Origin of the sequence: Lysobacter sp. yr284, from assembly GCF_900107375.1 — a bacterium.
In the GTDB taxonomy this organism is placed as follows: Bacteria; Pseudomonadota; Gammaproteobacteria; order Xanthomonadales; family Xanthomonadaceae; genus Lysobacter.
The window spans coordinates 5,001-31,954 of the sequence record NZ_FNPT01000030.1; the positions used below are offsets into that span (position 1 = coordinate 5,001).

At 70.1% G+C, this 26,954-nt stretch carries 20 protein-coding genes, 2 rRNA genes and 1 other RNA gene (1 of these 23 only partly in view); 6 read left to right on the plus strand and 17 right to left on the minus strand.

Annotation, left to right across the window (positions count from 1 at the left end; genetic code table 11):
• From BLV01_RS23715 to BLV01_RS23725, 3 genes are all read left to right on the plus strand, one after another.
• Nucleotides 1-536 (plus strand): 23S ribosomal RNA (locus tag BLV01_RS23715); it begins 2,328 nt to the left of the window's first position.
• Between the two features lie 165 nt (nucleotides 537-701).
• Nucleotides 702-816: ribosomal RNA gene (rrf, locus tag BLV01_RS23720) — 5S ribosomal RNA — on the plus strand.
• 840 nt (nucleotides 817-1,656) lie between these two features.
• Nucleotides 1,657-3,489 carry an ABC transporter ATP-binding protein gene (locus BLV01_RS23725; protein ID WP_139179155.1) on the plus strand — a complete coding sequence of 611 codons (1,833 nt, stop codon included), beginning with the start codon at nucleotides 1,657-1,659 and terminating at the stop codon, nucleotides 3,487-3,489.
• A 212-nt stretch (nucleotides 3,490-3,701) separates the two neighbouring features.
• Here the strand turns inward: BLV01_RS23725 and BLV01_RS23730 are convergent, their stop codons facing one another.
• The 14 genes from BLV01_RS23730 to BLV01_RS23795 all read right to left on the minus strand — a co-directional run bounded on the left by BLV01_RS23730 (nucleotide 3,702) and on the right by BLV01_RS23795 (nucleotide 20,941).
• The gene (locus BLV01_RS23730) at nucleotides 3,702-5,189 is read right to left on the minus strand and encodes a DNA polymerase Y family protein (RefSeq protein ID WP_091806062.1); all 1,488 of its coding nucleotides are present in this window, start codon (nucleotides 5,187-5,189) and stop codon (nucleotides 3,702-3,704) included.
• Between the two features lie 262 nt (nucleotides 5,190-5,451).
• Nucleotides 5,452-6,114 carry a ribose-5-phosphate isomerase RpiA gene (gene rpiA, locus BLV01_RS23735; RefSeq protein ID WP_091806065.1) on the minus strand — a complete coding sequence of 221 codons (663 nt, stop codon included), beginning with the start codon at nucleotides 6,112-6,114 and terminating at the stop codon, nucleotides 5,452-5,454.
• Between the two features lie 119 nt (nucleotides 6,115-6,233).
• Nucleotides 6,234-6,704, minus strand: coding sequence for an EVE domain-containing protein (locus BLV01_RS23740; RefSeq protein WP_091806068.1), 471 nt, complete (start codon nucleotides 6,702-6,704; stop codon nucleotides 6,234-6,236).
• Nucleotides 6,705-6,759: 55 nt separating this feature from the next.
• Complete coding sequence (locus BLV01_RS23745; RefSeq protein ID WP_091806172.1) at nucleotides 6,760-7,353, minus strand: 5-formyltetrahydrofolate cyclo-ligase; 594 nt, start codon at nucleotides 7,351-7,353, stop codon at nucleotides 6,760-6,762.
• A gap of 108 nt (nucleotides 7,354-7,461) precedes the next feature.
• A non-coding RNA gene (ssrS, locus tag BLV01_RS23750) (6S RNA) lies at nucleotides 7,462-7,648 on the minus strand.
• 246 nt (nucleotides 7,649-7,894) lie between these two features.
• Nucleotides 7,895-8,200, minus strand: a complete 306-nt coding sequence (locus BLV01_RS23755; RefSeq protein ID WP_091806071.1) for a cell division protein ZapA — start codon at nucleotides 8,198-8,200, stop codon at nucleotides 7,895-7,897.
• Nucleotides 8,201-8,253: 53 nt separating this feature from the next.
• Nucleotides 8,254-8,475: a TIGR02449 family protein gene (locus BLV01_RS23760; protein ID WP_091806074.1), complete on the minus strand. Its 222-nt coding sequence runs from the start codon at nucleotides 8,473-8,475 to the stop codon at nucleotides 8,254-8,256.
• A gap of 384 nt (nucleotides 8,476-8,859) precedes the next feature.
• Nucleotides 8,860-9,933 carry a class I SAM-dependent methyltransferase gene (locus tag BLV01_RS23765; protein ID WP_091806098.1) on the minus strand — a complete coding sequence of 358 codons (1,074 nt, stop codon included), beginning with the start codon at nucleotides 9,931-9,933 and terminating at the stop codon, nucleotides 8,860-8,862.
• A gap of 52 nt (nucleotides 9,934-9,985) precedes the next feature.
• Nucleotides 9,986-11,449 carry a class-II fumarase/aspartase family protein gene (locus BLV01_RS23770; protein ID WP_091806101.1) on the minus strand — a complete coding sequence of 488 codons (1,464 nt, stop codon included), beginning with the start codon at nucleotides 11,447-11,449 and terminating at the stop codon, nucleotides 9,986-9,988.
• Nucleotides 11,450-11,506: 57 nt separating this feature from the next.
• Entirely contained in the window at nucleotides 11,507-12,901 is a 1,395-nt protein-coding gene (gene purB, locus BLV01_RS23775) for an adenylosuccinate lyase (protein WP_091806104.1), read from the minus strand.
• A gap of 53 nt (nucleotides 12,902-12,954) precedes the next feature.
• The gene (locus BLV01_RS23780; RefSeq protein ID WP_217633582.1) at nucleotides 12,955-13,974 is read right to left on the minus strand and encodes an HOASN domain-containing protein; all 1,020 of its coding nucleotides are present in this window, start codon (nucleotides 13,972-13,974) and stop codon (nucleotides 12,955-12,957) included.
• 9 nt (nucleotides 13,975-13,983) lie between these two features.
• Entirely contained in the window at nucleotides 13,984-15,003 is a 1,020-nt protein-coding gene (locus tag BLV01_RS23785; RefSeq protein WP_091806108.1) for an HOASN domain-containing protein, read from the minus strand.
• Between the two features lie 243 nt (nucleotides 15,004-15,246).
• On the minus strand, nucleotides 15,247-15,888 hold the full coding sequence (locus tag BLV01_RS27200; protein ID WP_343124265.1) for a MerR family DNA-binding protein: 642 nt from the start codon (nucleotides 15,886-15,888) through the stop codon (nucleotides 15,247-15,249).
• A gap of 451 nt (nucleotides 15,889-16,339) precedes the next feature.
• Nucleotides 16,340-20,941, minus strand: coding sequence for an EAL domain-containing protein (locus BLV01_RS23795; RefSeq protein WP_175486234.1), 4,602 nt, complete (start codon nucleotides 20,939-20,941; stop codon nucleotides 16,340-16,342).
• A 211-nt stretch (nucleotides 20,942-21,152) separates the two neighbouring features.
• On the opposite strand from BLV01_RS23795, the gene BLV01_RS23800 reads away from it, so the two are divergent.
• Nucleotides 21,153-21,707, plus strand: a complete 555-nt coding sequence (locus tag BLV01_RS23800) for a UPF0149 family protein (RefSeq protein WP_139179149.1) — start codon at nucleotides 21,153-21,155, stop codon at nucleotides 21,705-21,707.
• Nucleotide 21,708: 1 nt separating this feature from the next.
• Nucleotides 21,709-23,043 (plus strand): aminopeptidase P N-terminal domain-containing protein, encoded by a 1,335-nt coding sequence (locus BLV01_RS23805; RefSeq protein WP_091806119.1) that lies wholly within the window; start codon nucleotides 21,709-21,711, stop codon nucleotides 23,041-23,043.
• A gap of 266 nt (nucleotides 23,044-23,309) precedes the next feature.
• Here BLV01_RS23805 and BLV01_RS23810 read toward each other — a convergent pair whose 3' ends face one another.
• Nucleotides 23,310-24,206, minus strand: a complete 897-nt coding sequence (locus tag BLV01_RS23810; RefSeq protein WP_091806122.1) for a LysR family transcriptional regulator — start codon at nucleotides 24,204-24,206, stop codon at nucleotides 23,310-23,312.
• Nucleotides 24,207-24,307: 101 nt separating this feature from the next.
• Between BLV01_RS23810 and BLV01_RS23815 the strand changes: the two genes are divergently transcribed.
• Complete coding sequence (locus BLV01_RS23815; RefSeq protein WP_091806125.1) at nucleotides 24,308-24,904, plus strand: short chain dehydrogenase; 597 nt, start codon at nucleotides 24,308-24,310, stop codon at nucleotides 24,902-24,904.
• A 170-nt stretch (nucleotides 24,905-25,074) separates the two neighbouring features.
• On the opposite strand, the gene BLV01_RS23820 is transcribed toward BLV01_RS23815, so the two are convergent.
• Nucleotides 25,075-25,515, minus strand: coding sequence for a YybH family protein (locus BLV01_RS23820; RefSeq protein ID WP_091806128.1), 441 nt, complete (start codon nucleotides 25,513-25,515; stop codon nucleotides 25,075-25,077).
• Nucleotides 25,516-25,546: 31 nt separating this feature from the next.
• Nucleotides 25,547-26,881, minus strand: coding sequence for a Xaa-Pro dipeptidase (gene pepQ / locus BLV01_RS23825; RefSeq protein ID WP_091806131.1), 1,335 nt, complete (start codon nucleotides 26,879-26,881; stop codon nucleotides 25,547-25,549).
• Nucleotides 26,882-26,954: the final 73 nt, after the last annotated feature.

Sequence of the window (26,954 nt, forward strand, 5' to 3'; positions counted from 1 at the left end):
CAGGTACGAAAGTAGGTCTTAGTGATCCGGTGGTTCTGTATGGAAGGGCCATCGCTCAACGGATAAAAGGTACTCCGGGGATAACAGGCTGATACCGCCCAAGAGTTCATATCGACGGCGGTGTTTGGCACCTCGATGTCGGCTCATCACATCCTGGGGCTGTAGTCGGTCCCAAGGGTATGGCTGTTCGCCATTTAAAGTGGTACGCGAGCTGGGTTCAGAACGTCGTGAGACAGTTCGGTCCCTATCTGTCGTGGGCGTTGGAGATTTGAGAGGGGCTGCTCCTAGTACGAGAGGACCGGAGTGGACGAACCTCTGGTGTTCCGGTTGTCACGCCAGTGGCACTGCCGGGTAGCTATGTTCGGAAGCGATAACCGCTGAAAGCATCTAAGCGGGAAGCGCGCCTCAAGATGAGATCTCCCGGGAGCTTGACTCCCCTAAAGGAACCATCAAGACTAGGTGGTTGATAGGCAGGGTGTGTAAGTGCAGCAATGCATTGAGCTAACCTGTACTAATGATCCGTGTGGCTTGACCATATAACCTCAAGTGGCCTTGGACTCGACGACGCGTCGACACTCCAACCCAACACTGACTCGCTACATTCCAATCTATTCGCCGACAACGCAGCTCCATCGCGTTGAAAGCAACCAACGAGAGCGTGTGCGCTATTCCTTCCGGAACCTGCGACCCTCCACCCTCTCCCTGGTGATAATAGCTGTGTGGAACCACCCGATCCCATCCCGAACTCGGAAGTGAAACGCACATGCGCCGATGGTAGTGTGGCTTAAGCCATGCAAGAGTAGGTCATCGCCAGGGGCTTTACCCTGAAGGCCGGATCCCAAAAGGATCCGGCCTTCTTCTTTGCGTCAGCGAAATGATAATCCCGCCGTTTCCCGCCGCCGCGGTGCGATTCCAGGTGCGGGGGGCCATAGGACTGGCGTGTCGACGGCGGTCTGACCATTCGCGCGGTGCCGGACGAATCGTGCATCGTCGGTGGCGATTGTCGCGACCGGCCGGTAATCGAGGCGATTGCGTGTATGCGAACGCGGCCCCAATAACTGCAACTGGGCTAAGGCCTCAGTGCGCACCAACGGCCGCCGCAAGCACTCGGTCGCTACAAAAAGAAACGCCGGCATTCAGCCTCGTTGCACATTCGGGCTATCGACTGCGGGTACACTCGCCAGGCTGCAGGTAACCGGCATCGCGCCGGTCGCAGCTTGCCGGCCACATCGACCCCGACGGGGTTTGGCCGTGCCGCCGACGCCCGCCGCGCGATGACGCTCCGGGATCGGCTCCGTCGAAAGGAGAGGCGAAAGATGAAGTTCACAATCACCGGCAAGGTTCGTCACCGTTAAGTCGGTGTCTGCGGCCCCGGATCCGGTCGTTTCGGATCGGTATCGGGCCGCGCTTGGCTGACCGCTGTTCGCTCCAGGCCGCTTTGGCCCTGGATCGCGCGCGCACGTCCGTCTCCCCACTCCCGCTCTTTCTCCGGCGCCTGTCAGGCGCCTGGTCGCTCGCATGCGTCGTGCGTTCGCGCCGGTTCCGGTGCGTCGCCGCACCGACGCTGCGGCGGGAGTCGTTCCAGTTCCGACAAGGCCGGGCCCACGCAGCCCCGCCTCGCGCGGACATGTTCAAACAAGGCAAAACGCCATGATGATTTTTCGTTGGTTCGAATCGTTGATCGACCCGTTCCGACCGGCGCCGGCGCAGATGCCGCCGCGCTCGGTCGCGGGGTTCTACTGGCATTTCATCCGCCAGGCCTGGCCGATCTTCGTGATCCTGACCGTGGTCGGCTTCTTCGTCGCCATCGTCGAGGTGGTGATGTTCGACTACCTCGGCAAAGTGGTCGACCTGGTCAACACCACGCCGCCATCGGAGCTGTTCGCCCGGCACGGCGACGAGTTGCTGTGGATGGCCCTGGTGATGCTGATCGCGCGGCCGGTCTGCCTGGGCTTGCACGACTTGCTGCTCAACCAGACCGTGCATCCGAGCATGACCAACCTGGTGCGCTGGCAAACCCACCGCTACATGCTGCGGCAGAGCCTGGGCTTCTTCCAGAACGACTTCGCCGGCCGCGTGGCCAACCGGATCATGCAGACCGGCCCGTCGCTGCGCGAATCCACCACCCAGGCCTTCGATGCGATCTGGTACGTGGTCGTGTATTCGGCGTCGGCGATCTATCTGTTCGCCCAGGCCGATGTCTGGCTGGTGGCGCCGTTGGCGGTGTGGATCGTGTTGTTCATCGGCCTGATGCGCTACTTCGTGCCGCGGGTGAAGCTGCGTTCGTGGAGGGCCTCGGACGCGCGTTCCAAGCTGATGGGGCGCATCGTCGACGGCTACACCAACATCGCCACGCTCAAGCTGTTCGCGCACTCGCGGCGCGAGGAGGAATACGTGGCCGAGGCGATGGTCGAGCAGACCCAGCGCTCGCGCGACATGACCCGCATGACCACGCTGATGGGCGTGAGCATCACCACGCTCAACGGCCTGCTGATCGTCGGCACCACCGGCTTGGCGCTGTGGCTATGGCACCAGGGTTCGATCACGGTCGGCGCGATCGCGCTGGCCACCGGCCTGGTGATCCGCATCCACAACATGTCGGGTTGGATCATGTGGACCGTCAACGGCATCTTCGAGGACATCGGCACGGTGCAGGACGGCATCGAGACGATCTCGCGGCCGCTGACCGTGGTCGATCGCGACGACGCCAAGCCGCTGCAGGTGACCCGCGGCGAGGTGCGCTTCGAGAACGTGCACTTCCACTACGGCAAGGATGCCGGGCTGATCGCCGACCTCGACTTGCAGGTCAGGCCGGGCGAGAAGATCGGCCTGGTCGGCCCGTCGGGCGCGGGCAAGTCGACGCTGATGAACATCCTGCTGCGCCTGTACGACCTGGAAGGCGGCCGCATCGCGGTCGACGGCCAGGACATCGCCGGCGTCACCCAGGAAAGCCTGCGTTCGCAGATCGGCGTGGTCACCCAGGACACCTCGCTGCTGCACCGTTCGATCCGCGACAACCTGCTGTACGGCCGGCCGGGCGCGAGCGACGAGGAAATGTTCGAGGCGGTGCGCAAGGCGCGTGCGGACGAGTTCATCACGCAGCTGGTCGATGGCGAAGGCCGGGTCGGCTATGAGGCCCTGGTCGGCGAGCGCGGCGTGAAGTTGTCGGGCGGCCAGCGCCAGCGCGTGGCGATCGCGCGCGTGCTGTTGAAGAACGCGCCGATCCTGGTCCTCGACGAGGCGACCTCGGCGTTGGATTCGGAGGCCGAGGCGGCGATCCAGGAGAGCCTGGAAACGCTGATGGCCGGCAAGACGGTGATCGCGATCGCGCACCGGCTCTCGACCATCGCGCGCATGGACCGGCTGGTGGTGATGGACAAGGGCCACATCATCGAGACCGGGACGCACGAGGAACTGATCGCGCGCGACGGGCTGTATGCGCGGCTGTGGAAGCGGCAGACCGGCGGCTTCGTGGGGATGGAGGCGTAAGCCTCCTCCTCGCCCGTGTTGCGGGCGAGAGCGCGTCGATCGATCGCAAGCCCTCCTCCCCGTGTGGGAGGAGGGCTTTTTTGTGGGAGCGGCGCGAGCCGCGACCGCGGCATCCGGCTCGCGTCGTAACTTGCGGGGGCGCGGTCGCGGCTTACGCCGCTCCCGCACGGAGCGGGGGCCGCAGCGAAGGGGCGGTCGGAGCGAAGCTCGGCTTAGAACAGCGAGCCGGTGGTGCCGCGGCCGCCGTCGTCGGGCGAGCCCTGGCGCTTGCGCACCCAGCCGCCGACGCCGGAAGGCTGGTGCGCCGGCGCCGCCGGCCGGGCGGCGCTGCGTTCGCGTTCCTGCCGATGCGCGTTCTCGGCCATCGCCTTGAACTGGCGCTCGCGCTGCAGCCACAACTCGTCCAGGCTCGGGTCGGCGACCAGCGCCGCGGCGCCGAGGTCGGCTTCGCTGGCTTCGTCGGGGATGTGCTGGAACGGGATGCGCATCGGCGCTGCGCCCTGCGCCAGCGCGTCCTGCATCGCGCCGAAATACAGGCGGTTGTTGCCGTAGCGCCGGTTGACCTGGTCGAGCACGCGGGTCAGGGCGTGGTTGCGTTCGCGTTTGGGAAAAAGCGCGGCGCTTTCGCCGGCGTTGGGCAGCAGGTCGATCAGCGACACCGCCACCGACAGCGGCGGGAAGCGCTCCACTCTCCAGCGGCCGCGGGCGGCGGCGCGCAGCAGCGGTTCCAGCGCGTCGGTCATCAGCTTCAGCAAGGTGGGGCTGTCGTCGAGCGGCGCGAACGACAGGTCGCGGCTGTAGCGTTGCTCGCGGCCGACGAAGCGCACGTGCAGGCTCAGCCCGCGCGCCTTGCAGCCTTCCTGGCGCAGCCGCATCGCCGCTTTCGCCAGCAGCTTGAACAGCACCGAACGCATGCCTTCGGCGCTGCGCATCTGCGGGTCGAGCACGTGCGAATGGCCGACCGAGCCGACCGCGGCGCGTTGCCGCGTCGGCGGTTCGATGCCGCGCAGCTGCGCCCAGAAGCGCTCGCCCTCGATGCCGCCCCAGATCGCCTTGAGCCGTTCGCGCGGCGCGGCGGTGAGCTGCGCGACCGTGTCGATGCCGGCGCCGTTGAGCCGCTGCAGCATCGACGGGCCGATGCCGCACAGGTCCTGCAACTGCAGCCCGTGCAGCGCCTGCGGCAGGTCGGTCGATTCGATCACGGTGAGGCCGTCGACCTTGTCGAGGTCGGAGGCGGTCTTGGCCAGGAAGGTGTTGGGCGCGATGCCGACCGAGCAGCGGATCGGGTCCAGCTCGCGCTCGATCAGCGTGCGCTTGATCCTGTGCGCGATGGCCACGGCGTTGTCGCGCTCGCGTTCGCGGCCGATCAGGCGGCAGGCGACTTCGTCGATCGACAGCGGCTTGCCGTCGATGGGGATGCAGTCCTGGATCGCCGCGATCAGGCGATGGTGCAGTTCGACGTAACGCGCCGGCCGCGCTTCGACCAAGGCGATGTCGGGGCAACGCTCCAATGCTTCGCGCACCGGCGTGCCGGTCTTGACGCCGTGGACCTTGGCCTCGCGGCTGGCGGCGATGCAGCAGGTGGTGGCGGCCATCACCGGCACCACGCCGACCGGGCGCCCGCGCAGCTCCTTGCGGTCGAATTGTTCGACCGAGGCGAAGTAGGAATTGAAGTCGACGAACAGGCAGCGCAGGGTCACGGCGGCAGGGCCATGCTTGGGGCGTCAGTATCGCGCTGCGCGGCGGGCGGCGCAGCCGGTGCGGACAGACAGCATCGGCCAGGGCGGTCTCAGGGGGCGATACTCGTTTTCGATCAACGACTTGCGAGGGAACGCGAGGCGCCTGTAGGAGCGGCGCGAGCCGCGACCGCGAAACCGCACGCTGGCGTCGCAGGTGCGGTTTCGCGGTCGCGGCTCGCGCCGCTCCTGCAGGCAGTTGGGCCGATACGCGAAGGCGTGCGGCTTACAGCACCACCGGCGGCTCGCCGCCGACGATGACGACATCGGCCTTGCGCCGCGCGAACAGGCCGACCGCGACCACGCCGGGGATCTGGTTGAGCGCGTTCTCGAGCTTGACCGGTTCGGCGATGGCGAGGTTGTGGACGTCGAGGATGACGTTGCCATTGTCGGTGACCACGCCGTTGCCGGCCGCGTCCTGGCGCCACACCGGCTGGCCGCCGGTCATCGCCACGATCTGGCGCGCGACCAGGCTGCGCGCCATCGGGATCACTTCCACTGGCAGCGGGAACTTGCCCAGCACCTTGACCTGCTTGGACGGATCGACGATGCAGACGAACTTGGCGCTGGCCTCGGCGATGATCTTCTCGCGGGTCAACGCGGCGCCGCCGCCCTTGATCAGGCACTTGTTCGGGTCGCACTCGTCGGCGCCGTCGACGTACAGCGACAGCCGGCCGGCGCTGTTGAGGTCGAGCACCTCGATGCCGAGCCCGCGCAGCAGCGCGGTGCTCTGGTCCGAGCTGGACACCGCGCCCTGGATGCGCTCCTTGATCCGGCCCAGGGCCTGGATGAAGTAGGCGACGGTCGAGCCGGTGCCGACGCCGACGATCATGCCGTCTTCGATGTAGTCGATGGCTTTTTCGGCGGCCAGGCGCTTGTGTTCGCTCATTGGTAGTTCGCAATCGGTTGGAGAGGGTGGAGGGGAAAGACGGGAACCAGGCCGCGAGGGGAAGGGCCGCAAGCGCGGGCCCGCCGCCGTTCCCCGTCGCCTTCATCGCCCTGCGGCGGTTACTCCATCGCCAGCAACAGCTTCCACTGCGCGGCCGACACCGGCAGCACCGAGAGGCGGTTGCCGCGGCGGGTCAGGGCGAAGTCTTCGCCGAGTTCGTCGGCGCGGGCCTTGATCTCGTCGAGCGCGATGGTGCGCGAGAGCTTGCGTTCGAAGGCGACGTCCACCAGCAGCCAGCGCGGGTTCTCGCGCGTGCTCTTGGGGTCGTAGTAGTCGGACTTGGGGTCGAACTGGGTCGGGTCCGGGTAGGCTTCGGCGGCGATGGTGGCCAGGCCGACGATGCCGGGCACCGCGGTGTTGGAGTGATAGAACAGAACGCCGTCGCCCACTTTCATGCCGTCGCGCATGTAGTTGCGGGCCTGGTAGTTGCGCACGCCGTTCCATGGCTCGGTGCGTACGCGTTCAAGGTCGTCGATGGAGAAGGTGTCCGGTTCGGACTTCATCAGCCAGTAGCGGCGTCGTGCGGTCATGCGGGGGGCTCGCAAGGTTCGGATGCGGGGGCAGTCGCATCGCGGTTGGGGGATCTCAGGCGTACAGCGCGGAGCGGCAGTCCACGCTGCCGGCTTCGGTGCACACGGCGTCCAGCGCGACATCCCAGTCGGCGGCGTCGAGGCGCTCGACGCGCTGCAGTTCGAAGCCGGCGCCGACCAGCCAGGGCGGGGCGGGGCGGCGTTGGCGGAAGGCGAAGCTGCGATCGTACCAGCCGCCGCCCATGCCGAGCCGGTGGCCGCGGCCGTCGAACCCGACCAGCGGCAGCACGATCAGGCCCATCTGCTCGGGTTCGAGCAGCGATTCGGGCGCCAGCGCCGGCTCGGGGATGCCGAAGCGGTTGGCGGCCAGCGGATCGCCCGGGCGCCACGGCGCGAAGCGCAGGCGCTGGTCGGCGTGCAGCACCGGCAGGCAATAGACGCAGTCGCGCGGCAGCCGCAGTTGCCAGGCGTGCAGGGCGATTTCGCCGTCCATGGCCCAGTAGCCGGCGACATAGCCCGACTGCGGCGCGAACGGCAGCGCCAGCAGTTGCGCGGCGAGCGCTTCGGCGCCGCCGATGCGGGCGGCGGCGGGCAGGTTGCGGCGGCGCGCGCGCAGTTCGCGGCGCAGGAGAGTGCGGTCGTCCGTCATGCGGTCGGGGGGCTCGGCATGGTGGGTGCGGGGCGAGGGCGGGCCCGCGTACATAAGGAAACGGGCGCGAAATCACCTGGGGTGACGTCGCGCCCGTTCCGGGAAAAGTAGTCCTCCGCCAATGGCGATGCTTGCGAAACGACCTTGAACCCGGGGTTCAAGTGGGAACGCTTGGACGCCTTCGGGCTTCCCGCTGCTAGGCGGACTTGCACTCCAGGCTTCCGGCGCGTCCCCGGTGTCGTCATTAAGGGACAAGGCGAATGTTTGCGCACGCCGTCGCGCACAGCAGAGGACGTGCGGGCAGTATAGCGCGCGAGTGCCGGCAGGCGAATCCGCTCGTCGGCGACGATTCATGCGCTCGGCGTCGAGCGGCATGAACGGGGCGCGGCGTGACGCGCGTCGCGCAGCGTCGCAGCGCATGCGCGCGGTGTGCGTTAGCGACGATGGATGCAGTGTGCGCGGCGTGCCGGTTCGGCGCGCGCGATCGGCCGGGCGGCGGCGCCGCTTCGATGCGGGGACGACGATCCAGCGCCCGATCGCTTCAGCGCGAGGCCGCGTCGAACAAGGTGTCGAGCTTGCGGTGCAGATCGTCGAGGGTGCGCGCCAGCTCGCGTTCGCGGCCGCCGCTTTCGCCGCGCAGCTGCTGCAGCTCATGGGCGAAGTTGAGCGCGGCCAGCACCGCGACGCGGTCGAGCGCGGCCATGCGGTTGCCGCCGCGGATCTCGCGCATCTTGCCGTCGAGCATGCGCGCGGCGGCGAGCAGGTCCTCGCGTTCGTTGGGCTCGCAGCCGACCGTGTACTCGCGGTCGAGCAGGCGGATGCTGACGGCTTCGCTCGTCGTACTCATGCGGGCAGGCTCATGGGCGAGTTCGGGGGACTGCGGTTGCGGCGGGGACGGGCTCAGGTGTGCTGCTCCAGCGACTTGAGCCGGGCGATCATGGCTTCGACGCGGGTGCGGGCCTGCTCGTTCTTGGCCAGCAGGGCCGAACGTTCGCCGACCAGTTGCTCCTGCTGCTGGCGCAGGCTGCGGTTTTCGTCGCTGAGCCGGCGCACGCGGTCGCCGAGTTCATCGACCCGGGCGAGCACGGCTTGCAGTTCGGCGATCAGTTCGACGCGATCCATCCCGGCACGATGGCAGGAGCGGGCGGGGGCGGTCAAGGCGGACGCACGGCCGGTTGCGCCGCGGTTGCGGGACGGTGTGCTGGGCGCGGCGCACGGCAGGACCTGTCGGTCCGCCGCATTCAGCGGCGATGCGGGCGCGGCGAGCGCAAGCGGGATCAAGCGATGGACGGGAGACCGCCGGCCTCCGGTCCGGCCGCGCGCCGCAGTCGGCGCGTGGCGGACCGCCGCGCAGCCGGCGTGGCGAGGCCGGCCGTGCGGCGGTCCTGTACAACGCGGGAGCGTGCGCCGGGGCGGGCCGTGGCCGGCCCCGGCGTCGGCGCCGGCCGCGTCCGCGGCGAGTCCGGCGCGCGCCGGCCCGGCCCGGGCGCGACCGCGCCGCCCGGCTCAGGGACGCAGTTCGAACAACGCCGGCAGCGGCGGCCGCTCCGACGGCACTTTGCGGAAACGGCCGAATCCGGCCTCGCTGGCCATGGCGCGGGCGCGCTTCTCGCCCATGAACGCGCCCAGCCCGGCGCCGTCGTGCGACAGCGAGCAGGTCATGCAGTACAGCGTGCTCTGCGGATACATGACCCGGCCGAACAGGTTCATGTTCTCGTGCAGTTCCTCCGACAGGTTGAGCTCGACCATCAGGTAGGTGCCGTCGTCGGCGGTCGCCGCGCGCAGGTCGCGCAGCATCTGCTGCGGATCGGTGGCGTCGTGGATGACCACGAAGGTGGTCACGAAGTCGAACGTCTGCCCGACCAGGACGTCGGAATCGGCGACCTCGAAGCTGACCCGGTCGGCGACGCCGGCCGCCGCGGCGTTGGCGCGCGCGCGTTCGATCGACGGCAGGTGGAAATCGCAGCCGACCACGCGCGCCTGCGGATAGGCCTGGGCCATGGTGATCGCGGCCAGGCCGCTGCCGCAGCCGAAGTCCATGACCGTGCCGCCGGCGCGCAGCTTGTCCTCGACCCCGTCGAGCGAAGGAATCCAGCGCTGCACCAGGTGGTGCTTGTACCAGGGCATGGTCATGCGCTCCATGCCTTGCCAGGTCTCCAGCGGATAGGCCTCCTCCGGCGCGCCGCCGCCGTTGCGGAAGGCCTCGGCGATGCGCGGGGCCATGCTCACGAACGGCACGCTCAACTGCAGGATGCCGCCGGCGAAGTAGGGCGAGTCCTCGTCGGCCAGCACCGGCGCGAACTCGTCGGGCAGGCGGTAGCGCCGCGCCTGCGGGTCGTAGTCGAGGTAGCCGCCGGTGACCATGCTGCCGAGCCATTCGCGCAGGTAGCGCGCGTTGAGGCCGGTGTCGCGCGCCAGTTCCTCCTGGGTCACCGCGCCCAGGCGCCACAGCGCCTTGAACAGGCCGACCTTGTCGCCGATGTAGAGCATCGCCCCGCGCAGGGTGTTGCCGTAGTCCTCCATGATCCGGGCCGAGAATTTCTCGACCTTGTCGGTATCGATCGCGTTGCCGTCAGCCATTGCGGTAGTCCCCTCGGATGAGTGTTTGCTTGAATGAAAGGCGCCGGCCCGCTCAGCGGCGGTGGCCGACTTCGCCGAGCACGCCGTCGACGATGGTCGCGGCCATGCCCAGGTGCGCCTGCGGTTCGAACAGCCGCGCCAGCCGTCCCTCGCCGACCGCGGCGAGCACGCGCGGATCGGCCTCGACCGCTTCGCGGATCGGCACACGGTCGCGCTGGCAGGCTTGGGTCAGCTCGAAGATGATTTCGTAGGCGCTGCTCTTGCCGAGCTTGCCGGCCATCTCGAACACGAACGCTTCCATGCAGATCGAGTCGCTGAACGCGCGCGCGTTGCGTTCCATCGCCGCGGCGTTGACGGTGAGTCCGGCGACGGTGTCGGTGAGCAGGCTGGTCGCCATCAGCGCGTAGTGCGAGACGTCGGCGACCGCGCACCATTCCAGGCGGGTGCCGCGGTAGTCGCGCTCGTGTTCCAGGATCATCGCGTCCAGCGCCAGCGCGACCTGGGCCTTGGCCAGCCGCGCCATCACCACGACCTGCTCGCAGCCTTCGGGATTGCGCTTGTGCGGCATGGTGCTGCTGCCGATCTGGTGCTCGCTCCAGCCGACCTCGACCTCGCCGATCTCCCAGCGGTTGAGGGTGCGGATCTCGTCGGCCGCGCGCGCCAGGGTCGCGGTCATCATCGCCAGGGTGCTGACGAATTCGGCGACGCGGTCGCGCGCCACGTGCCAGCCGGCCAGCGGCACGTCCAGGCCGAGCCGGCGCGCGAACGCTTCCAGCAGCGGCATCGCCTTGGGCCCGAACGCGGCCATGGTGCCGACGCCGCCGAACAGCTGCACCACCAGCACGCGCTGGCGCGCCTGGCGCAGGCGGTCGCGGTGGCGCAGCAGTTCGTCGATCCAGCCGGCGACCTTGAGCCCGAAGGTGGTCGGCAGCGCCGGGATCGAATGGGTGCGCGCGACCATCACCGAATGGCGATGGCGGTCGGCCAGCGTCGCCAATCGCGCGAGCAGGCCGTCGAGCGCTTCGTCGAGGGTGTCGAGCACGTCGCGCAGTTCCAGCGATTGCGCGGTGTCCTGGATGTCCTGGGTGGTGGCGCCGTAGTGGATGAACTCGCGCGCCTCGGGGCTGCAGGCGTCCTGCAGCGCGTGCAGCAACGGCATCAGCGAGTGGCCGGTGCGGGTCACGCCTTCGGCGATGCGCTCCAGGTCCATCGCCGGCAGCACCGCGCGGCGCTGGATTTCCAGCGCCGCCGGGCGCGGGATCATGCCGACGTCGGCCTGGGCCATCGCCAGCGCGGCTTCCACGTCGAGCCAGCGCTGCAGCCGGCAGCGGCTGCAGAAGATCGCGCGGGTGGCGGCGTGGGCGTAGCCGCCGCCGTGGGTCTTGGAGTCGAGCACGTGGCTGTGTTCGTGCCGGCAATCGGCCAGCGCGTGGGTGTGGCCGTCGGCGCAATGGGCCGGGGCGGTGAACGCCGCCGGCGGCGGCAGCGGGATTTGGACCAGGGTCTGGGGTTCCATCGCATTCCTTCCATTCTCGGTGGCGGGGTGGAAACGCTTGCGATTGCGATGTTGCGTTCAGTGCCCGGGTGCGCTTGCGCCCGGTGTGTCGGGTACGCCCGGGCCGGCGGCGTCGCCGGCGACCAGGTCGACCATGTCGGCCGCCAGTCCTACGTAGGTGACCGGATCGAGCAGCGCCTCCAGCGCCTGCGGGGCGAATTCGCCGCGGATGCGCGCATCGCCCAGCAGCGCGTCGCGGAACGGCAGTTCGCCGTGGCGCGCGTGCATGGAGGCTTCGTGGACCAGTTCGTGCGCGGTCTGCTTGCCGACCCGCTCGCCCAGCGCCAGCATCACCCGCTCCGACAGCAGCCGGCCGCCGAGCAGGTCGAGGTTGCTGCGCATGCGCTCGACCCGGATCTCCAGGCCCGCGGCCAGCACCTCGTCCATGCGCGCCAGCAGCGCGCCGGCGTAGACGAAGATTTCCGGCAGCGCCGCCCATTCGATCCGCCACGCGGTGCCGTCGCGTTCGTGCTGGTGGAAGGCGGCGTCGGTGAGCGCCAGCATCTGCGCGCGGATCATCCGCGACAGCGCGCTGATCAGGTCGATGGTCGAGGGGTTCTGCTTGTGCGGCATGGTGCTGCTGCCGATCTTGCCGGCCGGCGCGCCCTCGCGGACTTCGTCGATCTCGGTGCGCTGCAGGTGGTAGACCTCGTTGGCGATGCGCCCGATCGTGACCGCGACCTGCACCAGCAAGCCGGCCACGTCGAGGATGCGGTCGCGCGCGCAGTGCCAGCTGGTGCGCGGCGCGCCCAGGCCGAGCCGGGCCAGGGTGCGCCGTTGCAGTTCGAAGCCGTGCGCGCCGAACGCGGCCATGGTGCCCACCGCGCCGGTGAGGTTGCCGACCATGACCCGCTCGTAGGCTTCGTCGAAGCGCTGCAGGTGGCGGTCGATCTCGTCGATCCACACCGCCACCTTGTAGCCGAACGTGGTCGGCAGCGCCTGCTGGCCGTGGGTGCGCGCGACCATCGGCGTGTTGCGGTGCGCGCGCGCCAACACCAGCAGGTGCGCGCGGATCGAGCCCAGCCGCGCCAGCGTGAGCGCCCAGGCCTGGCGGATCTGCAGCACCAGGCCGGTGTCGAGGATGTCCTGGGTGGTCACGCCGTAGTGCACGTATTCGCCCCAGCCGTCGCTGCAGCGCTCGGCCAGGGCGCGGATGGTCGGCACCAGGATGTGGCCGGTGCGGCGGTTTTCCTGGCCCAGCGCGACCAGGTCGAATTGCTCGGCGCAGGCGGCGCGGTCGATTTCCTGCGCCGCCTGCGCCGGGATCAGCCCCATATCGGCCTGGGTCAGCGCCAGCGCGCGCTCGACTTCCAGCCACTGGCGCAGCTGGTTGCGGTCGCAGAACACCGCGGCGAACTCCGGCGCGGAGTAGACGCCGCCGTAGAGGCGCGATTCGGTCACGTGGCTGGGCATGGCGGCGGGTTCGGTCGGCTGGCTCGTGAAGGGCTGGCGGGGCGCGGCGGGGCTTACTGCACGCTGCGCATCTCGTCCCAGACCGCGTCGTAGTACGCCCGCTCGACCCGGAAGTGCTGCGCCAGCGAGGTCAGGAACGACTTCTGGAAACCGTGGTCGGGCAGGCGCTTGGCGATCAGTGACCACTCGCGCTTGGCCCGCGGCGGCACCAGGCTGACGTGGATGCGGTAGTACTCGGCCTCGTCCTCGCTCAGCCCGGCCTTGAGCAGCGCCTTGTAGAGCTTCTCGTGGTTGCCCGGCACGACGATCTCGGTGATGTAGAACACCGCCAGGCCCCAACCCACGTCCGGGTTGCGGAAGCTGCGCACGCGGTTGTTGAGGTAGGCGATCTCCTCCGGCAGGGTGCTGACCGCCTGGAAGTCGGCGTCCAGCCCGATCGCGCGCAGCAGCTTGGCGAGCAGGCGCGGGTGCGAGCCCTGCTCGCTCTCTTCGCCCAGCTCGCCGTACAGATAGCGGCCCAGCGCGGCGGCTTCGTCGACGTCGACCAGGTTGACCAGCAGGTCGGCGGCGTCGCGGTACAGGCGGAAGGTGCGGAACCACTGCCGGCGCAGGAATACCTGCAGCTGCGCGCGGCTGGCGCGGCCTTCGAAGATGTATTCCGACATCGGGTGCTTCTCGCGCGAGCGCGCGGCGACTTCCTGCTCGATGCGGGCGAGGAACTCGGCTTCCGACAGCGCGTGCGGCACGTCGGCGGCGGGGATGTGGCGCTCCTCGATGCGGTAGCCCTCGTTGGACAGCCAGCGCCGGGTCAGCGCGGTGGCGGTGTCGTCGCTGAGCGAGAGGATGTACAGCAGCTTCTGGTATTCGCGGTGGGCGTCAACGTCGCCCTTGAGCGCGGTTTCGGCCAGTTCCGACAAGGTCTTGCCGGCGGTCTGCAGGTGCGCGTACGGCGCTTCGGGATGCAGGGCGCGGGCGAGGATGCGGGCGCGGTTGCTCTGCAGCGAGTCGAGCTGGCGCAGCGAGTGATTGGGGGCGGCGCTGGCGGGCATGGTGGCGTTCATGACTGCGTTCATGGCATGGGCTCAGTGGAAGGAGGGGCCTTGCATCTGGCGCCACAGCAGATCGAAGTAGGCGCGGTTGATGTCGAAGTGGCGGGCCAGCGATTGCATGAAGGTGCGCTGGAAGGTTTCGCTTTGCGCGTACTTGGCGATCAGCTCCCACATCTCCTCGGTGTCGATCTCGTCCTGGGTGCCGTGCAGGCGGTGGAATTCGCTGGGGCCGTCGGGCACGCCCATGCGCTGCAGCAGCTCGTAGATGCGCAGGTGGTTGACGCAGCTGACCGATTCGACCGCGTACAGCAGCGACAGGCCCCAGGCCACGTCGGTGTGGCGCACGCAGCGGATGCGGTTGTTGAGGTAGGCCTTTTCCAGCGGGTGCAGCGCGGCGAAGTCGATCTCCAGCGGGATCTCGAAGTGCTCCATCAGCTTCGACAGCAGCGCCGGATGGGCGCGCTCGGGCGTTTCCGCGCCGGCTTCGCCGTACAGGTTGCGGTAGAACACCGAGGCGTCGCGGATGTCCTCGAAGCGGAACGCCAGTTCGGCCAGCAGGCTGTAGAAGTTGTACGAGCGGATCCAGTGGTGTTCGAGGAAGAAGCGCACGTCCTGCGCGGACGGTTCCCCCTGGAACAGGTATTGCGACATCGGGTGGCGCACGCGGGTGCGCGCTTCGATTTCCGCATCGATGGCGGCGCGGAACTGTTCCACCGGCACCGGCTGGAACTGCGGCAGCGCCGGGGCGAATTCGTCTTCGACCCGATAGACCTGGCTGGCGAGCCAGCGCCGGGTCGGTTCGCTGGCCGGATCGGCCGGCAGGTGCAGGTCGAGCAGGATCGACTGGTACTGCGCGTAGGCTTGCGCGTCGCCGCCCAGGCCGCGGCGGGTCAGCGCCAGCAGTTCCTCGGTTGCGAGCGCGAGTTGCGCGTAGGACGCGTCCGGGCGCAGGGCCTGGACGAGCGAGTCGGGCGCCGCGGCCAGGGCCGCGGGCGGCGGCTGCGGCGTAGCGGTGGCGTGGGTGTCGTCGAGGATCATGCGGGTGGCGCTCATGTGTTCCCCTCTGGGCTGGCGGATGGATGGTTCGGCTGGCGGATGCAGGACTGCGCGGCCCGATCGCGGCGCGCAGGCGGATGCGCCGCGACCGATGCGGTCGCGACCTGGGTAAGTCTTTGCAGCGTCTGAACGGTGAAGCCCCGTACGGCGCGCCGGCCGCCGCGATGCGATGCGATGCGGACCCGGTGCGCTACGGCCGCCCGGCGTGGGCGAGCGGCCGTCCCCTTGGTGCCTGGAGCCTCAGCGCGCGGCCGGCGCGCCGGATTCCAGGAACTCCTGGCGGCATTGCGCCGAGCAGAAGTAGTAGCCCACGTCCGCCTGCACGGCGTGGTGCGGCGTGGTTTCGATGTTCACCTGCATGCCGCAGACCGGATCGACCGCGCTGGCGGCGGCCTGCGTCTCGCAGGTGCGCGCGGCCGAGCAACAGCTGCGTTGCGGGGCTGCGGCCTCGTCGGACGGTTTCTCCAATGGATGCGGACCGCTCATGTTCTTTTCTCCCTCCAGGGCGTTGACTATCGGACAACATTCGACCGCACCGCGGCCGGGACACGAATCGAGCAGCATTTGCAGCAGGTCGCGGATGTGCACGAGCTCGGCGAGCTTGGCTTCGACGTCGGCTAGCTTCTGCGTGGTCGCCGCCTTGACCCCGGCCATGTCGCTGCCGCGGCTGCCGAGCAGGCCGAGCAGTTCGCGGATCTCGGCGAGGGTGAAGCCCAGGCTCTTGGCGCGGCGGACGAACTGCAGCCGCGCCACGTCCTTGGTTTCGAAGCGCCGATAGCCCGACATCTGCCGCATCGGCAGCGGCAGCAGGCCCTGCCGTTCGTAGTAGCGGACGGTGTCGATGCCGACCCCGACGCGTTGCGCGAACTCCCCGATCTTCAATCCCCACCTCCATGTCGTAAGGCGCCCGGTACGTCGCCAGTGTTCGGTCTGGACCATAGTCCAGGGTCAAGCCTTTTCCCTGGTGGAAGGTCCGGATGAACATTGACCGGATTGGCTAATCCGAAATGTTCGGTCGATCCGCCGTTGCCGGATGCGAATCGAGGGGAGTTGTGCGGCATTGCGCCGCGCTCGGGGCGTGACCGCGGTCGCGTTCGCACATAGACCCTCAGGGAAGGTCCTGGGGGCGCGCGGCGATGCAGCGCTTGCGGGAGCGCTGTTGCGGGAGGGCGGTTGTGGGAGGGCCTTCAGGCCCGAAGCTCTTGTTTCCGATCGCCGCGACCTGAGCGAAAGGCGTCGGGCCTGAAGGCCCTCCCACAACAGCGACGTTTGGGCCTGAAGGCCATGCCGGGCAGCGCAAAACATCCGGCCCGCAGGCCCGCCGCGAAGGCGATCAGAACGCGGCGCGCACGTTCTGCGGCGGCTGCCACTGCTTGATGAAGGCCAGGCAGGCGTCGGCTTCCAGCGGCTTGGCCAGCCAGTAGCCCTGGATTTCGTCGCAGCCGTGCGCGCGCAGGAATTCCATCTGCTCTTCCAGCTCGACGCCTTCGGCGACCACGTTCAGGCCCAGCGAGTGGGCCATGGTGATGACGGTGGTGGTGATGGCTTCGTCGTCGGGATCGCGGGTCAGGTCGCTGATGAATTCCTTGTCGATCTTCAGCGTGTTGATCGGCAGGCGCTTGAGGTAGGCCAGCGACGAGTAGCCGGTGCCGAAGTCGTCCACCGCCAGCGCCACGCCGAGTTCGCGCAGCGCCTGCATGGTGTTGGAGGTATGCGCGGCGTTGGACATGACCACGCTTTCGGTCAGTTCCAGCTCCAGCCGCCACGGCGGGATGCCGCTTTCGCTGAGCGCGCGGGCGACCATCTTCGGCAGGTCGCCGCGCAGCAGCTGGATCGCCGAGACGTTGACCGACACCGACAGTTGGTCGAGCCCGTGCTGGCGCCACTGGCGCAGGCGGTTGCAGGCCTCGCGCATCGCCCACTCGCCGATCTCCAGGATCAGCCCGCTTTCCTCGGCCAGCGGGATGAACTGGGTCGGCGGGATGTTGCCGTACTCGGCGCTCTGCCAGCGCAGCAGCGCTTCCACGCCGGTGATGCGCGCCTCCGGCAGCGACAGCCGCGGCTGGAACACCAGCCGCAGTTCGTTGCGGTCGAGCACCTTGCGCAGCGCCGCGGAAATCGTCGCGCGCTGGCGGATCTCGATGTCCATCGCCTCGGTGTAGCGCATGAAGGTGCGCCGGCCGGCGGCCTTGGCCTGGTACATCGCGGTGTCGGCGTGCTTGAGCAGGTCGGTCGGCACCTGGGCGTGGTCGGGATAGACGCTGATGCCGATCGACGGCGAGATCGCCACGTCGTGGCGCTCGTCGAAGTCCAGCGGCGACTCGAACGCCTTGATGATGCGCCGGGCCACCTCCTCGGCCTGCTCGGGCGTGTCCAGGTTCTCCAGCACCACGGTGAACTCGTCGCCGCCCAGGCGCGCGACGGTGTGTTCGGCGCCGACGGTTTCCTGCAGGCGCACCGCGGCCGCGCGCAGGATGCGGTCGCCGGCGGCGTGGCCGAGCGAGTCGTTGATGTCCTTGAACCGGTCCAGGTCGAGGAACAGCAGGGCGATGCGGTGGCCGTGGCGGCGCGCGCGCACGATCGCCCGCGACAGCCGCTCCGACAGCAGGGTGCGGTTGGGCAGGCTGGTGAGGGTGTCGTAGTTGGCCAGGTAGCGCAGTTCCTGCTCGGCGCGCTTCTGGTCGGTGATGTCGGTCAGCACCGCCACGTAATGGCCGCGCTGGCCGCTGCTGTCGAGCACGATGGACGCCTGCAGCCAGCACAGGAACTCGTTGCCGTCCTTGCGCTGCTGCCAGATCTCGCCCGACCAGCGGCCGCTGCGCTGCAGTTCGTCGCGCATGTCCGAATAGAACTCCGGATCGTGCTGGCGGCTGTCGAGCAGGCCGGTGGTCTGGCCGATGACCTCGCCCTCGGGATAGCCGGTCATGCGCGAGAACGCGGGGTTGATCGAGACGAACACGAAGTCGCGGTCGAACACCGCCACCGCCTCGGCCATCGAGCGCAGCACTTCGCTGGCGATGCGGCGTTCGCGCTCGGCGCTGCGCACCGCGGTGACGTCGCGGCCGGTGCCGGCCACGCGCACCGGATGGCCTTCGCCGTCGCGCTCGACCACCCGGCCGCGCGCCCGCACCCAGCCCCAGTCGCCCTTGGGCGTGCGCATGCGGTGCTCGGACAGGAACAGCGCGGCGTCGCCCTTGAGGTGCTTGCGCAGCAGCTCGGCGACCCGCGGCAGGTCGTCGGGATGGATCTCGTGGTCGTCGGCGATGTCGGCCTGCACGCCGATCTCGGGCGATTGCGCGTTGTGGTCGTCCACGCGCATGCGGTGCAGTTCGCGGCGCTTGAGGTCGTAGTCCCAGAACTGTTCGCCCGACGCCCACAGCGCCAGCTTCAGGCGCTCCTCGCGTTCGCGGATCTGGGTGAAGTAGCCGCGTTCGCGCTGGCGCGTGCGGTGCCAGCGCCAGCCGAAGCTCAGCAGCAGGCCGAGCGCGGCCAGCGCCAGGGCGGCGATCGCCAGCGGGTGCCGCCACAGCGGCGGGTCGACGCCGACCGGGATGGTCAGTTCCTGGGTGTTCCAGACCCCGTCGCGGTTGGTCGACTGGGCGCGGAACAGGTAGCGCCCCGGCGGCAGGCGGGTGTAGGTGATGTCCTGGCGCGGGCCGTTGTCGATCCAGTCGCGGTCGAACCCGTCCATGCGGTAGCGATAGCGGATGCCGCTGTTGGGGCCGAAGTCGAGCGCGCCGATGCGCAGGCGCAGGATGCCGGCGCCGTCGGGGATCTCCAGCTTGGACGACTGCCACAGCGCGCTGGAGCCGGCGCTGGTGTCCGAGCCGATCCAGGCGCCGAGCAGGCGCACCGGCGGGGTGTAGCGCGAGTCGGCGATGCGCGCCGGATCGAACAGGTTGAGCCCGCGCACGCCGCCGAAGGCCAGGCGCCCGTCGGCCAGCGCGGCGACCGCGCCGGCGTTGAATTCCAGGTCCTGCAGGCCGTCGGCCAGGCCGTAGCGGCGCACCAGCGAGGCGCCCGGGTCGAAGCGCAGGATGCCGGTGTCGGTGCCCAGCCACAGCCGGCCGTCGGGCCGCTCGGCGATGGTGAACACCACCGGCACCGGGTGGTCGCCGAGCACTTCGGCCAGCGGGTGCTCGAAGCGGATGCGGCCGTCGCCGAATTCCACCACCCGGCTCAGCCCGGCCGGGGTGCCGACCCAGATCGAGCCGTCGGCGGACTGGTGCAGCGCGCGCACCACGTTGCCGGGCAGGCTGTCGGCCTGGTCGGTGATGTGGCGGTAGTGGCGCAGGTAGCCGGTCTTGGGGTCGAGCAGGTCCAGGCCGTCGCCGGTGCCGAACCAGATGCGGCCGTTGCGGTCTTCCAGGATCGCGTTGACGCGCGGATGGCTCAGGCCCTTGGGATCGCCCTCGCGGTAGGCGTAGCGCACCAGCACGCCGCTGTCGGGCAGGTAGTGCAGCGCGCCGATGTCGTCGCTGCCCAGCCACAGGCTGCCGTCGCGGGCGAAGCGCAGGCTGCGCAGGGCGGCGTCCTTGTAGCCGCGCAGGTCGACCGGCTCGATCCGGCCGGTGCCCGGGTCCAGCCGCAGCAGGCCGCCGGAGGTGGCCAGCCACAATCGGCCCGGCGGCGCCGGCTTGGGCGCGGCTTCGGCGGCAGCGGCGGCCTGGACGGCGGCGCCGGCGGGCCCGGTTTCGGGCTGGCGCGCGATCGCCGCGACCTGGCGGGCGTTCGCCGGCAGCAGCGAGGTCATGTCCTGGAAGCGGTCGCCGGAGAGGTCGTAGCGGCGCAGGTGGGCGTTGTCGGTGCCGATCCAGATCGCGCCGCTGTCGTCCTGGGCCAGGGCGCGGATGCTGGCGTCGGCGGCGGCGCGGTCCGGGCGCGCGTCTTCCAGGTCGAGCACATAGCTGAAACGGGTGCCGCGCGGATCGGCCACGGCCACACCGCGGAACACGCCGCCGGCCCACAACAGGCCGCCGTGGTCGATCATCAGCGCATCGACGGTGTCTTCCGGCAGGCTCGCCTCGACCCCGGGCTCGGCGTGGACGCGCTGGCTGTGGCCGGTCTGCGGGTCGTAGCGGTACAGGCCGGTGCCGAAGCCGGCGATCCACAGCCGGTGGTCGGGCGCCTCGGCCAGGGCGCGCGCGTCGCGCAGGCCGGCCAGGGCCTCGTCTTCGATCTTGACCAGCACGCCGGTACGGCCGTCGAGCCGGTACAGGCCGTCGCCGGCGCCGGCCCAGAGCACGCCGCGGCGGTCGATCAGCACGCTGCGCAGCGCGATCGCCGCGCCGATGCGCTCGACCCGGCCGTCGACGCGGATGCGGTGCAGGCCGGCGGCGCTGGCGAACCAGGCGCTGCCGTCGCGGCCCTCGGCCAAGCCCTGCCACGGCGCCGGGCGGGTGGCTTCGCCGGGCAGGGCCAGCAGCAGCTCGCGCGTGCCGGTCTGCGGGTCCAGCCGCTCCAGCCCGGCGAGGGTGCCGATCAGCACCTGCTCGCGCCACGGCAGCAGCGACACCACCTGGCGCCCGGCCTGCGACTCCGGCGCGCCGTAGCGGTGGATGCTGCCGCTGGCCAGGTCCAGCCGCGCCAGGTATTCCGAATGCGTGCCGACCCACAGCGCGCGCTGGCCGTCCAGCGCCAGCGCGGTGATGTAGCTGTCGGGCAGGCTGGCCGGGTCGCGCGGATCGTGGCGGTAGGCGAGGTAGCGCTGGCCGTCGTAGCGGTGCAGGCCGCCCTGGGTGCCGACCCAGACGAAGCCGTGCGCGTCCTGGGCGAAGGCGGTGACCGAGTTCTGGCTCAGGCCCAGCTCGCTGCCCAGGCGCGAGAAGTAGAAATCGCGCGTCGCCGCCGCCACGCGCTGCGGCCACGCCGCCGCGCACGACAGCAGGGCGATCAAGACGGCGGTCAGCAGGGCGGCGGGGGACGAGGGACGCACGGACACCGTGGCGCAGGCACGCAAGAGCCGCAGTGTAGGCAGGCGCCGATGGCGGCAACAAGCACTTGCGCGGCCCGGTCGTGCTGCGCCGGCGCAACCGCGCGCGAAACCGTGCGCTGGCGCGGCTGCGGCGAGGCCGGTGTGTAGGCCGCGTGAGGGCCGGCGCGGCAAGCCGCGCGCGCGCTAAACTGCCCGCAATCCCCCTGATGGCGTGCCCGTGCCCGCGAATTCCCTTCCCCTGTTGTCCGAGGTCGAGGCCGAGAGCCTGGCCCTGACCCTGAGCACTTCGGCCGCCGAACTGCACGGCGCGCTGTGCGGCTGGCTCGCCGGCGGCGGCGCCGACGTGCGCGAATGGCCGGCGCGCGTGCTCGCCGACCCGTCCGCCGCGACCCCGGCCGCCGGCGGCGCGCTCGACCGCCTGCGCGTGGCCACGGTCGCGCAGATCGGCGACGCCGAATTCGGCTTCGAACTGCTGCTGCCCGACGCCCAGGCCTCGCTCAGCGAGCGCAGCGGCGCGCTGTTCGACTGGTGCCGCGGCTTCCTCGGCGGCTTCGGCCTGGCCGCGGGCGCGGCGCCGAACCTGTCGGAGGAAAGCCGCGAGGCGCTCGGCGACCTGGCCAAGTTCGCCGCCACCGCGCCGCAGGAAGAGGGCGACGAAGAAGACGAGGAAGCGCTGGCGGAACTGGAGGAATTCGTCCGCGTCGCCGCGCTCGGCCTGCACGGCGACGTGGCCCTGGCCGCGCGCCACCGCCAGCGGCTGAACTGAGATGCTGGCGGCGCTGACCATGCCGGCCAAGGCGTACGCGCGCCGGCGCCGGCAGCTGATGGAAATGGCCGGCCCCGACGCGATCGTGGTGGTGCCGTCCGCGCACGAACTGATCCGCAGCCGCGACACCCACTACCCGTTCCGCCAGGACTCCGACCTGAGCTATCTCAGCGGCTTCCCCGAGCCCGAGTCGGTGCTGGTGCTGGTGCCGGGGCGCGCGCACGGCGAAGTGCTGCTGTTCTGCCGCGAGCGCGACCGCGAGCGCGAAGCCTGGGACGGGCCGCGCTACGGCCCGGAGGACGCGGTCGAGGCGTTCGGCCTGGACGACGCGTATCCGATCACCGACCTCGACGACATCCTGCCCGGGCTGCTGGAAGGCCGCTCGCGGGTGTACTACCACTTCGGCCGCGACGCCGAGTTCGACCTCAAACTGATCGGCTGGCTCAACCGGGTGCGGGCGATGGTGCGCCACGGTGCGCAGCCGCCGCACGAATTCCTGGAGTTGGGCCACCTGCTCGACGAACTGCGGCTGTTCAAGGACCGCGACGAACTGCGCTTCATGCAGCGCGCCGCCGACATCAGCGTGCTCGCCCACGAGGCGGCGATGCGCGCGGCGCGGCCGGGCGTGCACGAATACGAACTGCAGGCGGAGATCGAATGCGTGTTCCGCCGGCACGAGGCCGAATCCGCCTACGGCAGCATCGTCGGCGCCGGCGCCAACGCCTGCGTGCTGCACTACCGCGCCAACAGCGCCCAGGCCCGCGACGGCGACATGATCCTGATCGACGCCGGCGCCGAATATCGCGGCTACGCCGCCGACATCACCCGCACCTTTCCGGTCAACGGCCGCTTCAGCGCCGAACAGCGCGCGCTGCACGATTTGGTCGGCGCGGCCCAGGCCGCGGCGCTGGCGCAGGCGCGGCCGGGCCTGGCGTACGAAGCCGGGCACCTGGCCGCGGTCGAGACCCTGACCGAAGGCCTGCTGCGGCTGGGCCTGCTCAAGGGCAGCCTGGAACGCAACCTCGCCGACGGCGGCTACAAGCGGTTCTACCGGCACAAGACCGGGCATTGGCTGGGCATGGACGTGCACGACGTCGGCGAATACCGCATCGACGGCGAATCGCGCCTGCTCGAGCCGGGCATGGCGTTCACCATCGAACCGGGCCTGTACGTCGCGCCCGACGACAGCACGGTGGAGCCGCGCTGGCGCGGCATCGGCATCCGCACCGAGGACGACGTGGCGATCACCAAGGACGGCCACGAAGTGCTGACCGCGCGGCTCGCGCGCAGCGCCGACGAGATCGAAGCGCTGATGGCGCAGCGGCGCGCGGCGTAGGCTTGAGGCGGCGCGGGCGTACGACGAGCCGCGCACGCCCCATCGTCGTCATGCCCGCGCGGGCGGGCATCCAGGGCTTCATCCATGCATGGCTCTGAAGTTTCCGGATCCCCGCTTTCGCGGGGATGACGTCCCGCGAAAGCCGCAAGGAAACCCCTGTAGGAGCGGCGCAAGCCGCGACCGCGACAACGCAGCTGCGCCGCAAGCTTCGCCGCGAGCGAGGTGGCGCGGTCGCGGCTTGCGCCGCTCCTACCGGGCAAGCCCGGTCATTCGCGCGGGCCCAAGGTGTCCATCACCAGCTCGACGAAGCGGCTCAGCTTCGGCAGCGGTTGGCGGTCGCGCGGATACAGCAGATGCACCGGCCGCGGCGGCGGCAGGTCGTCTTGGAACAAGGCCACCAGGCGGCCGGCGGCGATGTCGTCGGCCAGCAGCACTTCGGGTTGCAGCACGATCCCGCAGCCGTCCAGCGCCGCGCGCCGCAGCGCTTCGCCGTGGTTGGAGGCGAAACGCCCGTGCAGGCGCAGCGCCTCGCCGCCGAGGCTGGCGAAGCGCCAGCCGGCGTTGGGATGCCACAGCAGATGGTTGAGGCAGCTGTGCCGGACCAGTTCGGCCGGGCTCGCCGGCGTGCCGCGCTCGCGCAGGTAGGACGGCGCCGCGCACACCATCATCCGGTACGGCCGCAGCGGCCGCGCCACTAGGTGGTCGGAATCGGGCAGCGGGCCGATCCGGATCGCGGCGTCGTAGCCCTCGGCGATCAGGTCGGTGGTGCGGTCCTCCAGGGCGAGGTCGATGCTGACGTCGGGGTAGGCGCGCAGGTAGGCCGTCGCCAGCGGCGCGACCGCGGCCGTGCCCAAGGTCAGCGGCGCGCTGACCCGCAGGTGTCCGCGCGGGCGCGCGCCGTCGCCGAGGCGTTCGGTCACGGTCTCGGCGCGGCGCACCTGCTCCAGCACTTGCCGCGCCTCGGCCAGGAACGCGGCGCCGGCCTCGGTCAGGCGCTGCTTGCGGGTGTCGCGTTGCAGCAGCCGCGCGCCGAGGCGTTCTTCGAGCTGGCGCACGTGCTTGCCGACCATCACCGCCGACAGCCGTTGCGCCTGCGCGGCGGCGGCGAAGCTGCCGGTGTCGGCGACCGAGACGAACACCGCCATCGCGCGCAGCAGGTCCATGGCTAACTCAGGGTTAGGGGAGCGCGAAATGCTAGCGCATTCACCGTGCACGCCCCGGCGCGCAGACTGGACGCCTGTTCTCCCACCCGGACGTTTCCCCCATGAAGATCCTGCTCGTCGGCGCCAGCGGCACCCTCGGCCGCGCCATCGCCCAGACCCTGTCCCACCACGAAATCCTCGCCGCCGGCCGCAGCAGCGCGCAGTACCCGGTCGACATCACCGACGACGCCAGCGTCGAGGCGCTGCTGCGCAAGACCGGCAAGCTCGACGCCATCGTCTCCGCCGCCGGCGCGTTGCACTTCGGCCCGCTGAGCGAGATGAAACCGGCCGACTTCGCCATCGGCCTCAACGACAAGCTGCTCGGCCAGGTGCGGCTGGCGTTGCTGGGCCAGCATCACCTCTTTGATGGCGGCTCGATCACCCTGACCACCGGCATCGTTTCGGCCGAGCCGATCCGCGCCGGCGCCAACGCCAGCGCGGTCAACCGCGCGATCGAGGGTTTCGTCGCCGGCGCCGCCTGCGAACTGCCGCGCGGCCTGCGCATCAACGCGGTGAGCCCGAGCGTGCTGACCGAATCGATGGACGCTTACGGCGCGTTCTTCCCCGGTTTCGAGCCGGTGCCGGCCGCGCGCGCGGCGCTGGCGTACCGGCGCAGCGTCGAGGGCGTGCAGAGCGGGCGGACGTTCGAGGTCTGGTAAGGCGGGTCGGAGAGCGGGAGGGCTGAGATCAGGGCCCGACTGCGTTTGCTTGAGTGGGAGGGCCTTCAGGCCCGACGCTTTTCGGCCGGGTCGCCGCGATCCGGAACAAGAGCGTCGGGCCTGAAGGCCCTCCCACAAGAGCGGACGCCTGCCTGCGAGGACCGAAGCGCTTACTCGGCCCCATCGCGCTTGAGTATCGCCTTGCCGCTGCCATGATCGACCGGCGCGGAGGTGTGCTCATGCACGATCTTCCATTCTCCATCGCGCCGCGCCAACGCCAGGCTGATGCGATTGTCGAGCGAACGCAGCGGCGTGCCGTCGGCCGCGTGCGCCGCGTAAGTCAGCACCGCATGCCCGTGAGCGAGTTCCGCGCCTGCCTGCGACTGCGCCTGCGAGTAGGTCACCTCAACGGTTTCCGTACCCAGCGAGCCGAACCACTCCTGCGCCATCGCCCGCCACGCCGGCAGGCCGCGCAGTTCCCAGCGTCCCCACATGTCGAACACGTGCACGTCGTGGGCGTACAGCGCGGCGAACGCGTCGACGTCCTTGGCCGCGACCGCCGCGGCATAGGCGTCGAGCGCGGCCAGGAAGGGATCGCGGGTCTCGCTCATGCAGGCGCTCCGTTGCAGGAGAGGGCGGCGCTCAAGCCGCCGCGGCGAATTCTTCGCGGGTCAGGTTGATCGGCGCGGCGTCGGTGCAGACCACGTCGTCCTCGATGCGGATGCCGCCGAACGGGCGGAACGCATCGATCCGCGCCCAGTCCACCGCATCGGCGTGTTCGCCGCGCTGCAGGCCTTCCAGCAGCAGGTCGACGAAGTACAGGCCCGGCTCGATCGTCACCGCCATGCCCGGCGCCAGCGTGCGGGTCAGGCGCAGATACGGATGCCCGGCCGGCTTGTCGATGCGGCCGCCGCGGTCGCTGGCGGCGAAACCGGCGACCTCGTGCACCTGCAGGCCGATGCCGTGGCCGATGCCGTGCGGGAAGAACACGCCGCTGACGCCGTTGGCCACCGCCGCTTCCGGCGAGATCTTCAGCACGCCGAAGTCCTTGAGGATGCCGGCCAGGGCCAGGTGCGCGTCCAGGTGCAGCTGCTTGTAGTCGAAGCCGGCGCGCACCTGCGCGCACATGCGCTGCTGGGCCGCGTCGACCGCGTCGATCAGCGCCTGGAACTCGCCGTTGGTATCGCTTGCGTAGGTGCGGGTGATGTCGCAGGCGTAGCCGGCGTGGCTGGCGCCGGCGTCGATCAGGAAGCTGCGCGATTGCGCCGGCGCTTCGCGGCCGAGGTCCATGTAGTGCAGCACCGCGCCGTTTTCGTTGAGCGCGACGATGTTGCCGTACGGCAATTCGTTGGCGTCCTGGCGCGCGGCGGCGCAGTAGGCCAGGTGGATGTCGAACTCGCTGGCGCCGGCGCGGAACGCGGCTTCGGCGGCGCGGTGCGCGCGCACGCCCTTGCGCGTGGCTTCGCGCATCATCGCCACTTCGTACGCGGTCTTGAACGCGCGGTGGTATTCCAGGTAGTCGATCACCGGCTGCGGATTGTTCGGCGCGAATCCGCCCAGCGCGCTTTGCGGCTCGCCGAGGATCGCGCAGCGCGCCGGGTCCTTGGGCAGGTGCGCCAGCGCATCGGCCGGCTCGCGGATCACGATCACTTCGAAGTGATCGACCCACGGCCCGCTCGGCGCCTGCGGCACCACGTGCCAGTAGTCGAAGGGCTGCAGGTAGACCAGCTTGGGCTTCGCGCCGGGGGTGAACACCAGCCAGCTGCCGGGGTTGCGCACCAGCGGCACCCAGGCCTTGAACTGCGGATTGACCGCGTACGGATAGTCGCGATCGTCGAAGACCTGGTAGTGCAGGGTGCCGCTGGGGACCACCAGGTGATCGAAGCCGCCGCGCGCCAGCGCTTCCGCGGCGCGGCGCTGCTGCTCGGCGAAGTGCTGCGCGTAGAGGTCGGCGGGGGCGGCGGCGGGAGCGTTCATGGCATCGGGCGGGTTGCGGGCCACAGGGCCGGGGATCGCCATTCTGCCGCATCCGCGCGGGGCGGGGCTTGCG